Annotated in this window: 13 protein-coding genes; 12 read left to right on the forward strand and 1 reads right to left on the reverse strand. The window is 42.6% G+C overall.

Going from position 1 to position 15,884, the window contains the following annotated elements:
• Positions 1-55: 55 nt before the first annotated feature.
• The 9 genes from ccsA to F5613_RS08175 all read left to right on the forward strand — a co-directional run bounded on the left by ccsA (position 56) and on the right by F5613_RS08175 (position 11,706).
• Positions 56-2,494, forward strand: coding sequence for a cytochrome c biogenesis protein CcsA (gene ccsA / locus F5613_RS08135; protein WP_179399375.1), 2,439 nt, complete (start codon positions 56-58; stop codon positions 2,492-2,494).
• Between the two features lie 87 nt (positions 2,495-2,581).
• On the forward strand, positions 2,582-2,896 hold the full coding sequence (locus F5613_RS08140) for a hypothetical protein (protein ID WP_068178088.1): 315 nt from the start codon (positions 2,582-2,584) through the stop codon (positions 2,894-2,896).
• A 27-nt stretch (positions 2,897-2,923) separates the two neighbouring features.
• Entirely contained in the window at positions 2,924-3,940 is a 1,017-nt protein-coding gene (locus F5613_RS08145; RefSeq protein WP_179399376.1) for a dihydroxyacetone kinase subunit DhaK, read from the forward strand.
• 3 nt (positions 3,941-3,943) lie between these two features.
• A complete protein-coding gene (locus F5613_RS08150) occupies positions 3,944-4,558 on the forward strand; it encodes a DAK2 domain-containing protein (RefSeq protein ID WP_179399377.1) in 615 nt (204 codons plus the stop codon).
• A gap of 28 nt (positions 4,559-4,586) precedes the next feature.
• Positions 4,587-5,465: a 3-hydroxy-5-phosphonooxypentane-2,4-dione thiolase gene (gene lsrF, locus F5613_RS08155; RefSeq protein ID WP_179399378.1), complete on the forward strand. Its 879-nt coding sequence runs from the start codon at positions 4,587-4,589 to the stop codon at positions 5,463-5,465.
• A gap of 96 nt (positions 5,466-5,561) precedes the next feature.
• Positions 5,562-6,446, forward strand: a complete 885-nt coding sequence (locus F5613_RS08160; RefSeq protein ID WP_179399560.1) for a beta-propeller domain-containing protein — start codon at positions 5,562-5,564, stop codon at positions 6,444-6,446.
• A 48-nt stretch (positions 6,447-6,494) separates the two neighbouring features.
• Positions 6,495-8,393, forward strand: a complete 1,899-nt coding sequence (locus tag F5613_RS08165) for a sodium:solute symporter family protein (protein WP_179399379.1) — start codon at positions 6,495-6,497, stop codon at positions 8,391-8,393.
• Positions 8,394-8,408: 15 nt separating this feature from the next.
• Positions 8,409-9,413: a glycoside hydrolase family 130 protein gene (locus F5613_RS08170; RefSeq protein WP_179399380.1), complete on the forward strand. Its 1,005-nt coding sequence runs from the start codon at positions 8,409-8,411 to the stop codon at positions 9,411-9,413.
• A gap of 1,132 nt (positions 9,414-10,545) precedes the next feature.
• Positions 10,546-11,706, forward strand: coding sequence for an ISAs1 family transposase (locus F5613_RS08175; protein WP_179398492.1), 1,161 nt, complete (start codon positions 10,546-10,548; stop codon positions 11,704-11,706).
• A 201-nt stretch (positions 11,707-11,907) separates the two neighbouring features.
• Here the strand turns inward: F5613_RS08175 and F5613_RS08180 are convergent, their stop codons facing one another.
• Complete coding sequence (locus F5613_RS08180; protein WP_179399381.1) at positions 11,908-13,092, reverse strand: MFS transporter; 1,185 nt, start codon at positions 13,090-13,092, stop codon at positions 11,908-11,910.
• 159 nt (positions 13,093-13,251) lie between these two features.
• Between F5613_RS08180 and F5613_RS08185 the strand changes: the two genes are divergently transcribed.
• The 3 genes from F5613_RS08185 to F5613_RS08195 all read left to right on the forward strand — a co-directional run bounded on the left by F5613_RS08185 (position 13,252) and on the right by F5613_RS08195 (position 15,870).
• Positions 13,252-14,553, forward strand: a complete 1,302-nt coding sequence (locus F5613_RS08185) for a phenylacetate--CoA ligase family protein (protein WP_068178059.1) — start codon at positions 13,252-13,254, stop codon at positions 14,551-14,553.
• An 18-nt stretch (positions 14,554-14,571) separates the two neighbouring features.
• The gene (locus F5613_RS08190; protein WP_068178054.1) at positions 14,572-14,997 is read left to right on the forward strand and encodes an amino acid-binding protein; all 426 of its coding nucleotides are present in this window, start codon (positions 14,572-14,574) and stop codon (positions 14,995-14,997) included.
• A 66-nt stretch (positions 14,998-15,063) separates the two neighbouring features.
• Positions 15,064-15,870, forward strand: a complete 807-nt coding sequence (locus tag F5613_RS08195) for an outer membrane protein assembly factor BamD (RefSeq protein WP_079681983.1) — start codon at positions 15,064-15,066, stop codon at positions 15,868-15,870.
• The last annotated feature ends 14 nt before the right edge of the window (positions 15,871-15,884 follow it).

Raw genomic sequence — 15,884 nt, forward strand, 5'->3', positions numbered from 1 at the left:
AAACAACCGGGTGGCGGTATAACTGCTGCCATCCGGTTTTATATTCGCATAACAAATGAAAGTATCATTCAGTGGGTTTTTCAATTCTGCAGTCACAACGATTGTCTTAATGGTGATATATGCCGGAGGGTTGGCTTTGGCCACATTTATTGAAAAGTATCATGGAACATTGGCAGCCAAAGCCATGATATATTATTCTCCATTGTTCTTTTTATTGCAATTTTTACTTGTTGTAAATTTTATAGCGCTGGCTATAAAGAAAGGGTTGTATAAAAAGAAGAAATGGGCCGGACTGATCACCCATCTGGCATTTATTGTCATCCTGTTTGGTGCACTTGTTTCACATTTGTTTGGCGAAGAGGGCATTGTCCACATTCGGGAGGGCGAAAGCACCAACGTAATGGCTGTCCGTACTTCGCAATCTACCTCTTTTCATACCCTTCCCTTTACGCTTGAACTAGTGAAGTTTAACTTACACCGCTATCCCGGTTCATCCAGCCCCTCGTCTTACGAGAGCGAGTTGCTTGTTCATGTGGATGGTAAGACCCGTCACGAACGGATTTATATGAATAATGTGTTGGACCTGAAGGGCTATCGCTTCTTTCAGGCCTCTTTTGATGCCGATGAACAGGGTACCGTTCTATCGGTAAACCGAGATGTTGCCGGACGAAATATAACCTATACCGGTTACATCTTTTTGTTGATAGGCCTTGTTTTAAGCCTGGTTACCAGAAATTCCCGTTTTATGAAATTAAACCGCCGTTTAAGAGAATTGATTGATTCCAATAAAAAAGAACTCACGCTTTTAGTTTTACTATGCTTCTCCCTTACCACAAACGCCCAAAGTAAAGAGAATCCCATGATCGAAGCCGTTCAGAAGTTTGCAGTTAGTACGGAGCATGCAGACAAGTTCGGAGCTTTACCTGTTCAATCATCCAATGGAAGAATGATTCCTGTCAATACCTTCTCTTCAGAGATATTACGCAAATTACACAAGTCGGATAAGATAGGCTCTCTTAATTCCGATCAGTTTCTGCTTAGTTTGTTAGCCATGCCCGATATGTGGATGCGGGTTCCCCTGATAGCTATATCTAATAGTGAATTAGCAGGGTTCTATAATCTGACAGAAGGTCAGAGTGCCTATATTGAAATGTTTGATTCCAATGGAAATTACAAACTGCAGGAAGGCGTAGAAGGAGCTTACAATAAAATGCCCAACGAACGATCCCGCTTTGATAAAGATTTACTAAAACTGGATGAACAGGTCAACATCATGCATCAGCTGATTAACGGGCAAATGTTGAATCTGTTTCCTAAGGAAGATGACCCCAACCATACATGGTATGCATCGGGAGACGATCTGTCGGTTTTTGCCGGTAAGGATTCCATGTTTGTGTCGCGTGTGATGGACTGGTATATAAGCGAAGTACAAACTGCGCTTAAGTCGGCCGACTGGACCAAAGCCAACGAAGTATTAGGTATGATTGCGACTTATCAGGATGCAAAATCGGGAACCCTGATTATTGATCATGAAAAGCTGGCATCCGAAATTAAATATAACAAGCAACAGGTTTTTCGCTTTACAAAAATATTCTACCTTATTTTAGGAGGATTACTCCTTGTCTTTTCTTTCGTAACACTGTTTAAACAGCGTAAATGGCTGCAATACACCCTGAAAGGTTTGATGCTTCTGGTGCTTGCTGCCTTTGTCTACCATATGTACGGAATGGGGCTCAGATGGTATATCGGAGGATATGCGCCGTGGTCAAACTCCTACGAAACCATGGTGTATGTAGCCTGGGCTACGGTGCTGGCAGGAATTCTGTTCGGCAGACGAAGTTCACTCACGTTTGCATTGGCTACTCTTTTTGGTGGAATAATATTATTTGTGTCCAGCCTTAACTGGATGGATCCGGAGATAAATCCGCTTGTTCCTGTACTCAAATCACCCTGGCTTATGATTCATGTGGCTGTTATAGTGGCAGCATACGGATTCTTCGGTATCAGTTTCCTTATCGGGCTGACTAATCTGGTACTTATGAACTTTGGAAAAGGCAAACCTGCCAAAGTGATCAAGGCAAGAGTGGGGGAATTATCCCTTGTTAATGAAATGTCTCTTTGGATTGGTTTAACCTTAATGACTATAGGTACATTCCTGGGAGCTGTGTGGGCGAACGAATCGTGGGGCCGTTATTGGGGATGGGATCCTAAAGAAACCTGGGCATTAATTACAGTGGTGATCTATGCGATCGTCTTGCACATGCGGATGTTAAAGGCATGTAAGAATGCATGGGCGCTTAACATGGGTTCCGTTATAGCCTTTGCATCTGTGATGATGACCTTTTTCGGGGTGAATTACCTGCTTAGCGGTATGCATTCTTATGGTCAGAATGATAATATTCATGGTATTTTCATATACCTGTATATTATTTTGGCTGTAGTTGTTCTGCTTGGAATACGGTCCTATATATGCTTCAGAAAGTATAGATTTTAATCCGGAAATTAGTACTACAAAAGTCCATATTGTATCCTGTCGAATATAAATTCTAATTATCATAATACGTATTTAAACCTTATTATCATGAGAACATTGCATCATTTTGGCGTTCCTGTAAATTACATCAGAGAAGACGCAACATTAAACGAAGGACTGAAGGTGTGGCTGACCGATATCAGCAACAGTGAGAACAAGATTGAGTTCCTGAAATTCGAAGAAGGTTCGTGCCTTCCCGAACTGGTACAGACAACGGCTCATATTGCCTATACGGTACCTTGTCTGACTACAGCACTGGAAGGACAAAAAGTAATATTTGGTCCGGCCGTATGCGACGAACACCTTACCATTGCTTTTATTGAAGAAGAGGGTGTTGCTATCGAATTAATGGAAATTAAATAAACAAGAAACAAAAAGGAGAATAGTAAAATGTCAGCAACTAAAATAAAATTCATAAATAATCCGGAACAGATTACCTCGGAATTGTTGGAAGGATATGTAATGGCTTATAAAGATAAAGTAGCTTTAGCCGGCGAGAACATTGTAGTACGCGCAACACCTAAAAGCGAAGATAAGGTGGCGATTGTAACCTTGGGAGGTTCCGGACACGAACCGGCTTTAAGCGGATTCGTAGGCGAAGGTATGTTAGATTGCTCTGTAGTAGGCGATATCTTTGCCGCTCCGGGTGCACAGCGACTTTTTCAGGCATTGCAGCTGTTTAAAAGAGAGGCCGGAATATTGTTGGTAGTGTTGAACCACTCCGGCGATGTGATGAGTGCCAACATGGCTTGCCAGCTGGCCGAACGGATGGGTATCAAAGTTAAGAAACTGCTTACACACGATGATATAAGTGCCGGTATCGGTGCTCCGGATGAAGATCGTCGCGGTCTGGCTGGTTGCGTTCCTTTGTTTAAGATTATAGGTGCTGCTGCCGAGGAAGGCAAATCATTGGATGAATTGCTTGAGATCGGTGAGCGTTTCTCTCAGAATGTAGCCACCCTTGCAGTTGCTATGCGCTCGTGTACGCACCCTCAAAACAATGGAATTATTACCGACCTGCCCGAAGGTATCATGGAAATCGGTATGGGTCAGCATGGCGAAGGCGGCGGCGGACGTCAGCCTTTGGTTTCGGCAGATGAAACAGCAGCACAGATGGTAGATCTTTTACTGCAACAGTTGAAACCTGCAGCAGGAGATAAGATGCTGCTTATTATAAACGGTGTAGGTGCTACCACTCACATGGAATTAAGCATCGTTTACCGCAAAGCTTGTATGGTTCTTGAAGAAAAGGGCTTTGAAGTATGCGAAGGTCGCATTCAGGAAATCCTTACGGTACAGGAACAGGCAGGTTTCCAGATGATCATCGCCAAACTGGATGCAGATCATATCGATTACTTAAAAAACAAACGTGCAGATGCACCTTACTGGGTTACAATAGGCAAATAAACCATGGACGTATTATCAATAGATATTTTTAAAGCAATGATGCGCAATGCGCTAATGCATGTAAAGCTCAGGGAAGATGAGTTTTCAAAGCTCGATGCGGTTATTGGCGATGGCGATCATGGTACCGCAATTGTTACAGCTCTCTCTTGTGTGATGGATCCGCTTGAAAAGGGAACCGAATTCAAATCGATGCTGAACGATATGGGCTTTGCCGTAATGTTACAAACAAGCGGTTCTACCAGCACCCTGCTTGGTGCTTTCTTTCTGGGAATGAGCGATTATTCTGCCGGAACTTCTCTGGATGCCGGCGCTATGAAAGCTATGTTTGCCGGAGGACTGGAAAATGTACGGAAGCAGACGAAAGCTCAGAAGGGTGACAAGACGATGATGGATGCATTGATCCCGGCGGTCGAAGCCATGCAGGCATCAACATCTCAGGATATAAAAGAATTGCTTGTTGCAGCAGCTGAGGCGGCTTTGCAAGGAGCCCAATCTACAGTTCAGATGAAGGCAAACTTTGGCAGAGCACGCAATTACGGCGAACAATCCATCGGGTATGCCGATTCGGGCGCAACTTCGTGGTCTAGTATGTTTGCTTCGTTTGCAGAGGCAGTGTGAGTTCAACTATTATTATAAAGAAAAGAAAATGGCAGATTTAGATGGCATCATTGCCAACAAAGACAAAGATTATGGAATTGGAATTCCTGTGCAAAAGCAATCCTTCTTTTTAAAAGGACTGGATCATTGTGACTGGGGAATTAAAGACAGAATGAGCCGGATATTTAATCCCGAAACGGGCCGCACGGTGATGTTGGCTTTTGATCACGGATACATCATGGGCCCTACATCAGGACTCGAAAGACTTGATTTGTCGATCGTTCCGCTTATCGAATATGCCGATTCACTGATGTGTTCCAGAGGTGCATTGCGGTCGGTTGTTCCTCCTGTATGCAACAAACCGGTTTGTTTGCGCTATTCTGCAGGCACTTCCGTGCTTACCGAATTAAACAATGAATGTATACTCGATATCAAGGATGCAATCCGCCTGAATGCTTCGGCACTGGCAGTAATGGTTTCCATTGGCGATACCTACGAGGCTAAAACCATCGAAAATCTGGTTCGTACGGCCGACTACGGTTATACATACGGTATCCCTACCATGGGGGTTACGGCTGTTGGTAAGCAGATGACCCGCGATGCCCGCTATTTTGCGACTGCAGCGCGTATCTGTGCCGAAAACGGGGCGACTTTTGTAAAGACTTACTATACCGAGCAGGACTTTGCGAAGGTTATTAATGCCTGTCCGGTTCCCATCGTGATAGCCGGAGGAAAGAAGTTACCCGAAAAAGAGGCCCTGGATTTATGTTACCGGGCTATCAATGAAGGTGCTGCCGGAGTAGATATGGGTAGGAATGTTTTCCAAAGCGAAAAGCCGATAGCCATGATTCGCGCGGTACGAGGCGTGGTTCATGAAGGACTTACTACCGAACAAGCTTTTGAAATGTTTAATGATCTTGCCGACTAATTAACTTTGGAGGGTGCCACCGTATGTTGGCACCCTTCTTATTTTATGCCACTTGCTTACTTATTATTCTATACCATATTAATACCATTTAAAATGATGAACCGAATTTATATGCTGACCGTCCTGGCAGCCTTGTCCGTATTGTTTTTTTCGTTCAAAAATAAGAGTCCCAAGTTGCTGATCGGTGGATCGGGTTGGAACAAAATCGCCATACTAGACAAAGAAACTAAAAAAATAGAGTGGGAGTATCCTTTGGAAAAGGGCTGGGAATGTAATTCCGTCGCCGTAACAAAGCAAGGCGATGTGCTGTTTTCCTACAGTAAAGGAGCCAAGCTTATTACCCGCGATAAGAAAGAAATCTGGAATGTAACAGCTCCCGAAGGGGCCGAGATGCAGACTGCCAAGGTGTTGCCCAACGGGAATTATCTGTTGGCATGGTGCGGCCGACCGGCTACGATTCTTGAGGTGGACAAGAAAGGGAAGACAATACGGAAGACCGAATATGAAACAGGTGTGGAACAGGTGCATGCCCAGTTCCGTCAGGTAAGCAAAAATAAAAAAGGGAATTACCTGATTCCGGTATTTGCTACATCCGACGTCCGTGAGGTATCACCTCAGGGTAAACTGATTAAAACAGTTAAGGTGCCCGGAAACCCTTTCTCGACGGTTACTCTTCGTAACGGAAATTTATTGGTTGCCTGTGGTGATGCGCATCAGTACATCGAACTTGATTACGAAAAAGAAAAGATTGTGCGTGTGGTTGAGGAGAAACAGATTGAAGGTGCACCGCTTTCGTTTGTAGCCGAACTCTTCCCTGTTGATGGGGGCGGACTATTTATCTGTAACTGGCAGGGACACAACCGCGAGCAGGCAGAAGGTACTCCCAAATTGATTGAGGTGGATAAGAATGGAAAGATGATCTGGTCGCTTACCGGTTATCAGGAGACAGGGATGATCTCTGCTATCTATCCTTTTAATTGATATTTTTTCTATCTTTGAACGTTTTTACGTTAACAAATTGAGTATACCATGAAATTACAGTTAGTGGACGTGCTTATCATCGCAGCTTATCTGGTGATTATGATTGTCATCGGACTTCTGCTGAAGAAGAAAGCTTCCAAAAATCTCGATTCTTACTTTCTGGGAGGTAAGACTCTTCCGTTTTATATGTTAGGTCTCTCCAATGCTTCCGGTATGTTTGACATCTCCGGAACCATGTGGATGGTGTATCTGGCCTTTGTGTATGGTCTTAAGAGCCTTTGGATTCCCTGGCTCTGGCCGGTGTTTAATCAGATATTTTTAATGATCTATCTGTCTATCTGGCTTCGCCGTTCCAATGTGCTCACCGGAGCCGAGTGGATCCGTACGCGCTTTGGTTATGGAAGGGGCGCCAATCTCTCGCATACCATTGTAGTTCTTTATGCTGTAATAGGTGTACTGGGCTTTTTAAGTTACGGGTTTATCGGGATAGGTAAGTTTATGGAGATATTCTTCCCGTGGGAAGTGGTGTCGCAGTATGTGCCTTTCGACGTGGCTCCGCAGTATGTGCCCCACGTTTACGGTATCTTCTTCACTACTATTGCTACACTTTATGTAATGTTGGGGGGGATGTTGAGTATTGTATGGACAGACGTGGTGCAATTTGGTATAATGACGGTTGCCGGTGTGGTGATTGCTGTTATCGCAATGACGAACGTTACGCCTGAGATGCTTGCCGCCCATGTTCCGGCTGGATGGGATTCTCCTTTCTTTGGCTGGACGCTGGATCTGGACTGGAGCAACCTGCTGCCTGTAGCAATGGATAAAATTGCTGCTGATCAATACAGCTTGTTTACAATATTTGTGATGATGATGCTTTTCAAAGGCGTCTTCCTAAGTATGGCTGGTCCTGCACCCAATTACGACATGCAAAAGATTCTGGCTTGTAAGTCTCCGAAAGAGGCGGCTCTTATGAGCGGTTCTGTACCGGTAATTCTGTTGATTCCACGGTACCTGATGATTATGGGTTTTGCCGTGCTTGCCATTGTATTCTTTAGCGAAGACTTCAGGGCTATGGGATCGGCAGTCGATTTCGAGACGATTCTTCCACGTGCAATCGGACAATTTGTTCCGGTAGGCTTGGCCGGACTGTTGTTGGCTGGCTTGCTGGCTGCATTCATGTCTACTTTCGCCTCTACGGTTAATGCGGCTCCGGCTTATCTGGTTAATGATGTATACCTTAAATATATCAATCCCAAGGCATCAGCCCAGACGCAGATACGCGCAAGTTACCTCATTTCGGCTCTGGTTGTTGTAATCAGCACCGTTATCGGTTTCTTTGTGCTGAATATAAATTCGGTACTTCAGTGGATTGTTTCGGCATTGTATGGTGGATATATCGCAGCCAATTTCCTGAAATGGCATTGGTGGCGCTTTAACGGTACAGGTTACTTCTGGGGAATGCTTGCCGGTATTCTGGCAGCGATGGTTGTTCCCTTGTTTTTCCCCAATACGTTACCCTTGTATTATTTCCCGGTACTGATGGTTATTTCCTTTGTAGGGTGTATAATAGGTACGTTATTGTCGGCTCCAACCGACGAGAAGACGCTGATAAATTTCTATATCCGCGTACGTCCGTGGGGATTTTGGGGACCGGTTGCCCGTAAGGCTATGGAAAAATACCCGCAGGTTACCAGAAACCGGAACTTCAAACGGGATATGTTTAATGTGGCCGTTGGTATTATCTGGCAAAGTTGTCTTACCATTATACCGATGTATATTGTTATAAAAGAGGGATTCCCCTTGTTTACATCTATTGTGATACTTGTTATCACCACCCTGATTCTGAAAAAGAATTGGTATGATAAGATGGATCGTGAAGAAAAAGAATACAATGCGCTTATGAGCACGTTGGACTTAGATAAAGAGGACTCTGAATTAGTTAAATAAAAAGCAAAAAGAAGTATGAGCAAGTCAGATTTAATCATCAAAGGAGATTCGTTGCCCGGAATGCCCTGGGAGGATCGTCCCCAGGGATGCAAGGAGGTGATGTGGCGTTTTTCTAAAAACCCGGTGATCCCCCGCAATATCATACCTACCTCCAACAGCGTTTTCAATAGCGCCGTTGTTCCTTTTAAAGATGGATATGCCGGCGTGTTTCGTTGCGACGACACCAACCGCCGTATGCGTCTGCATGTAGGTTTCAGTAAAGATGCCATTCATTGGGATATCAAAGAGACCAAACTTGAATTTGTTTGCGACGACCAGGAGATCGGTAATTTTGTATATGCCTACGATCCACGCGTGTGTTTCATAGAAGACCGCTATTATGTTACCTGGTGTAACGGATATCATGGTCCCACGATAGGGGTGGCTTATACCTTCGATTTCGAAACGTTCCACCAGCTTGAAAATGCATACCTGCCTTTTAACCGTAACGGTGTAATGTTTCCCCGCAAGATAAACGGAAATTATGCCATGCTTAGCAGACCCAGCGATAACGGTCATACTCCTTTCGGCGATATTTTTTACAGTGAATCGCCGGATATGTGCTTCTGGGGTAAACACCGTCATGTAATGTCTCCTGCTCCATTCGAAGACAGTGCCTGGCAATGTACCAAGATTGGTGCGGGACCAATACCCATCGAGACCTCCGAAGGGTGGTTGCTAATCTATCACGGAGTGTTGCATTCATGTAACGGCTTTGTTTATAGTTTCGGTTCTGCATTGTTGGATCTTGATCAGCCCTGGAAAGTGAAATTCCGTTCCGGACCTTACCTGTTGTCTCCGCAGAAGGATTACGAATGTATGGGTGATGTTCCTAACGTTGTATTCCCTTGTGCTGCACTGCACGATCCCGAATCAAAACGTATTGCCGTATATTATGGCTGTGCGGATACTGTAACGGGACTGGCATTCGGTTATATAGACGAAATAATAGAATTTACAAAAAAACATTCCATAATATAGTTTTGTAATTTTTTATTAATATCGTTAATTTGGACCTGATTTAGTTAAACAAAAAGGATGAAGTGTTAAAATAATACAGGAGCTGTAAATAAATTAAGATTTTCTTAAAAATATGTTTTATAATATCCTTTTTTATTTGTTTAGTCTCTAATTATGCTTCATCTTTGTGTCCAGATAACCTAAACAATCTTTTTGCCTTAAAGACTAATACCTATTAAAAACCTATAGAGAGGGCCTTTGCGAAGAGGCCCTCTCTATGTATTAAGATTTCCTATCTCGCTTTTTAGTTCAAAAAACTAGTATATACGTTTCTGCTACATTTCAGGGTTCACGCTGGCCCCCTTCCATGTAATGCGCCTTTACTATGTATTTTCCTTATTATCATTTGTTTATATAAGTATTTCTCCTTTGTGCTTTTTGCTGTTGCTTCGTGTGCGGCACGACCTACTCTGTAAACGTTTACTCCAGCCGTGCCTCTTTGTAGAACCCTCCAACGATTCATTAGAACCTTTCAAACGGAGGCTAACAGATAAGAGTACGATAATCTATTTTTTTTATAACGAACAACTAATCGTTGGACCTAGGTCCAACGATATCTTAACCATGGTCCAACGATATGTTGACCATGGTCCAACAATAAGTAGACCATGGTCCAACGATTAGTTTCTCGTATTGAACAGGGCAGACGCATATTATTTTAGAGCTAAAAGAGTAAGGATTATTACTTAATGTGTATATATATAATGCAGATATTCAATATATTAAACATAGCATATCTGACGTTCATAATTTATTGTATCAAAACATCGTCAATTTAAAATAAGATTAAAATAGCCATATTTAATATTAATCGTACATATTGTATGTGATAAAATTTGCTTTAAAAATAATAACCGTCTCTAAAAATTGGATGTATCTTTTTGCTACGACAACTTTGTTAAGTTAAAACTTTAATCAGAATATTTAAGTTCAGTTTGAAGTCATATTGACATTACTAAAAAGAGCCCAAAAACGGTAATTACAACTACGAAAAGAAAGATAATAAATCTTCAAAATAATCACTTAAACTCATTGATATCTCAGTAAAAAATCGTATATTTACCTTATTATCAATAGTTTAAATACATAAAATATGACATTGCTTGCTTTTGCTTCAAGTATCGAAGATTATCGTTTTGACAGAAATAAGGTTCACTCTGCAGAAACTATTATTTATATTACGTTAGCTGCCGTTATTTGCGGGGCCGAGACATGGAATGAAATAGAAGACTTTGGTCATTGTAAAATTGATTTCTTCTCTCGTACGATCCCTTCTTTTAATGGAATACCCTCACATGATACATTTAACCGATTTTTCACAGTCTTGGATACCTCATATTTTGAAAATCAATTCAGAGAATGGGTTAAATCCATATGTGGCAAGTATAAAGGCGTGGTTGCTATCGACGGCAAAACAATATGCGGAGCATATGAGTCTGAAGAGGCTAAATTATTCAGAGGTACCTACTTAAAACCATCGAGTCCCAAATATAAACTTCACATGGTAAGTGCCTGGGCCGCAGACAATGGAATAAGCCTTGGACAAATCAAGACAGAAGAAAAATCCAATGAAATTACCGCTATCCCCGAACTATTGGAAGCATTAGATATTAAAGAGTGTATAATCACTATTGATGCTATGGGATGTCAAAAGACAATAGCATCTAAAATAATAGACAAAGAAGCTGATTACGTTTTGGCTGTGAAAAACAACCATATGCATTTATACAAAGAAATAGAACATTTTTTCACCATTTGGAGTGCTGAGAAGCCCAACCGGGTAAGCGTTTACGAGAAGAGCGAGACTGGACATGGTCGTTTGGAAAAAAGAACTTGCATAGCCTGTGACAACCTATACTGGTTAAATACTAAAGACTTCACTCAATGGGCTGGTTTGAAAACATTTGCCTGTGTCATTACAGAGCGTACCGTTCCAGGCGAAAAAGGCCCTCGTAAACAAAAAGAAACCAGATACTATATTTCTTCATTAGCTTTAGATGCTGAATTAATCGCTAGTTCTGTCAGAAAACACTGGTCTGTGGAAAATAATTTACACTGGCAATTGGATGTCTCGTTTAATGAAGATTACGGAAGAAAGAAGAACAATGCTGCCGTCAACTTTTCGCTTGTCTCTAAAACAGCTTTATCTATGTTAAAGCACTATGAAAGTAAAAGTAGCATTGCTCGCAAAAGAAAATCAGCAGGATGGTCTGACGACGTTCTCCAAAGCATACTTTCTGTGGAGAAATTTTAATGCGTCTGCCCTGTCGTATTGAAAATTGTTAGAGTATACGGGCAAAGATGTAGTTTGTGGGATACCTATCTGTAATTCATAAGCATTAATTTGTACTTGTCAGTATCTGATAAAATTAAGTGGATTAATTCATGGGAAGTATCTATGGAGATTGCAAAAATCCTCAGCGAAGAGAAAACAAAAAAAGGTAGTTGAACGGCTTTATTCGGAGGGAGATTGAACTGGGGGATTTGCCCTGAACTGAAGCACGAGAAACAGCAATCCGGGTATAAAGATAATGGCCGCCGATGTAAGCAAGGCGATTTGAAGCGAGTACACATCATTCATCCATCCTATAAATGGGGCGATAGCCGCAAACATAAGTCGGATTACGAAGTTGCGGATGGAAAGAACCGTGGCGCGCATTTCCGAAAGTGTCATCTGATTGATATAGCCTTTCAGGATCGGGGTAGCGAATCCACGGAAGATATAAAAGATAAAAAGAACAAAAAGTCCGACGTAAGAAAGATTGAATGCCAGCGCAATGTAGCCTCCGGCAATAAAGAATAGAATAATGATTCCCATTTTGCGCACACCGAAGAACCGGTCAACTTTATCGGAATACAGTGCCGCAATGCCCACGGTGAGGTTCAAGACAGTCCAGATTATTCCATACAGCGAAGTGGGAGTCTTCAGGTGTATAAGCAATGGTTGTACAAACCAGGCCATGGTGAGGGTAGCCGCCCCGATGATACCGGAGTACATAATGTTGTAGCAAAGCTGCTTGTTGGTGAACAGCGAGTATCTTATTATTTTGACTATTTCTTGAAGAGGGCTCTTAATCACGTTTCTTTGTTTTGCTTCCTTCAGGGCAATGGCTGCGGGAATACCGATGAAGGCGATGGCGGTCTGAAAGAAAAATGGTAAACGAAGGGAATACACAGCCAGCAGTCCGCCTAAAATACCGGCAAAGGCTTCGGCAAAATTGCCAATCATCGTGATGCGTCCTTCGTACCGGAGGTAGAGAGGTTCCTTGTTATGCTCTACCGTTGTATCGTATAATAGGGCCGAGTCTGCCCCGTTAACCAATGTTTGTCCCACTCCGAGCAAGATCTCTGCAAATAAGAACGCAGTAAATGTGTCAGTAAAAGAGTAGCTCAGGTATCCGCCAAAGTAGAGAATACAACCCAGAATCAGACATTTACGCCGTCCCCATACGTCGGCCAGATAACCCGATGGAATTTCCAGAATAACCGCAGCCATGGAATAGACGCTTTTCAGAATAAAAACATCCTTCAGTCCCAGACCGTTCGATTCGTAAAAAAGAACGATGACGGGCATTACAAGGGTGAACCATTTGGAGATTTTTATGAGATAAAGCAGGCTTATGTTCTTCCGGAAAGACATTGGCAGAGAAGCGTTTGTTTTATTGTTTAATTTGAATACAAATATACGAATTTTTGCAAGGTAAAGGGAATTAATCAGTAACAGAATGGGATTAAAATAAAAAAAGTTGTTACTTTGCGTTGCTAATTTGTTTCTAATTATCAAAAACACTATACGATCATGATTTGGAATGAGACAATCGAATGCATGGGTAGGGAAGACATGCGTAAACTTCAGGGCATACGTTTAAAGCGTGTCGTTGAACATGCTTACCATAACACTCCCTTCTATCGCAAGAAGATGCAGGAAATAGGAATTACTCCCGGAGATATCAACTCTATCGATGATATCGTTAAGCTACCCTTTACCGTAAAACAGGATTTACGCGATAATTACCCCTTTGGATTAATGGCTGTGCCCATGTCGGAAATTGTCCGTCTGCATGCCTCGTCCGGAACAACCGGTAAACCTATCGTGGTAGGATATACCCGCAAGGATCTTTCGGTGTGGGGAGAAGTGGTGGCCCGCTGTCTGAGTGCTTACGGTTTAACGCGCAACGACTCGGTGCAGGTTTCCTACGGCTACGGACTGTTTACAGGGGGACTCGGATTACACTACGGAGTAGAAACACTGGGTGGTACCGTTATCCCCATCAGTAGTGGAAATACACAGAAGCAAATTCAGCTGATGCACGACTTCGGAGCAAAGGCTTTGGCTTGTACTCCCTCGTATGCGCTTTTTTTAGCAGAGGCAATTAAAGATTCTGGTATCAAAAGAGAGGAATTTCAATTAAAAACAGGTATCTTTGGAGCTGAGCCGTGGACAGAGAATATGCGGAAGGAGCTCGAAGAGAAGCTAGGCATTAAGGCCTACGATATTTATGGGCTTACCGAAATTATCGGTCCGGGTGTGGGATGCGAATGTCAAAGCCAGAACGGAACCCACTTATGGGAAGATCATTTCTTTCCCGAGATTGTGGATCCCGTAACGCTTGAACCCGTAGAGCCGGGGCAGCCGGGCGAACTGGTATTCACTACGCTTACCAAAGAGGGGATGCCTATGTTGCGTTACCGTACCAGAGACCTTACTTCATTGAATTATGAAGTTTGCGAATGTGGACGTACCGCGGTTCGTATGAGCCGGATTCTGGGCAGAAGCGACGATATGCTGATCATCAGAGGTGTGAATGTATTTCCTTCTCAGGTCGAATCTGTTATATTGGAGCTTGAAGAATTTGAACCTCATTACCTGTTGGTGGTGGATCGGGTTAACAATACCGATTCGTTGCAGGTTCAGGTGGAGGTTAGGCAGGAGTTTTATTCGGACGAGATGAATAAAATGCTTGCTTTAAAGAAAAAGATAACACATCGTTTGCAGAGTGTACTCGGGTTGACTCCCGATGTACGTATTGTTGAGCCCCGTAGTATTGAACGCAGCCAGGGAAAAGCAAAACGTGTTATCGACAACCGGAAGTTGCTATAATCTAAATGATAAAGAACTATGTTAATTAAGCAGTTGTCTATTTTTTTGGAAAATAAAAAAGGCCGTTTTACCGAAGTAGCCAAGTTGCTTGGCGAAGCTGGTGTTAACATGTCTGCCTTTACTGTGGCTGAAAATTCGGATTTTGGTATTCTTCGTCTGATTGTTTCGGATACGGACAAAGCGATTAAAGTACTTCGTGATAAACTCTATGCGGTAAGCGTGGCCAATGTGGTGTGCCTTCATTGCCCCAATCAGCCCGGAGCATTGGCTAAAGCCATGGATATTATCACCTCCGAAGGTATCTTTATCGAGTACATGTATGCCTTTTCGCAAGGTGAGGCAGCCAATGTGATTATTCGTCCGGATAACGTAGAAAAGTGTGCTGAAGTGCTGAAAGCGAACAAATTGGAGCTTTTAGCGGCAAGTGATTTATATAAGTTGTAATTATTAACGTTTTGTGTTTCGTAAATTAACTCTTTTGAGTTAACTTTGCGCGCTAAAAGTATGTGAATGAAAAAGGTTCTATTTATAATGATGATTGCAGTCTTGTTTTCTTCCTGCGGGGAGTATAACAAGATATTGAAGAGTACTGATTACGAGCTTAAGTATTCGTATGCTAAGAAATACTTCAATATGAAGGAATTTACCAAGTCGGCAACCCTGTTGGAAGAACTGGTACCCATTTACAAGGGAACAGCTTCTGCGGAAGAGTCGCTTTATCTGCTGGCGCAAAGTTATTACGGTCAGAAGGATTATTTAACGGCATCGCAGTATTTCAATACGTATTATACAACGTATCCAAAGGGTGAGTACACGGAGTTGGCCCGTTATTATTCGGGTTATGGTCTTTACCTGGATTCGCCGGATCCCAGACTGGATCAGACCCAGACTTACAAGGCAATTGCCGAGTTACAGCTTTATCTGGAGTACTATCCGCAAAGTGAACGGGCTAAGGAGGCACAGAACATTATGTTCGAGTTGCAGGAAAAGCTGGCATTTAAGGAATTACTTGCCACCCGTTTGTATTATAACTTAGGAACTTATATGGGTAATAATTTTCAATCGTCGGTAATTACCGCTCAGAATGCGTTGAAGAATTATCCATACTCCAAATACAGAGAAGAGTTTATGTATTATGTGATACAGTCTAAATACGAACTGGCAATGGTTAGTGTGGAAGAAAAGCTGCAGGGCCGTTACCGCGATGTGGTGGACGAGTATTATAACTACATGAATGAATATCCCGAAGGTAAGTACGTAAAACAGGTTAAGAAGTTTTACGACTATGCCAGCAAGAGAATTAATGATGCGTATTAACGATTATAATCAAT

It is taken from the genome of Macellibacteroides fermentans (assembly GCF_013409575.1).
GTDB classification, from domain to species: Bacteria; Bacteroidota; Bacteroidia; order Bacteroidales; family Tannerellaceae; genus Macellibacteroides; species Macellibacteroides fermentans.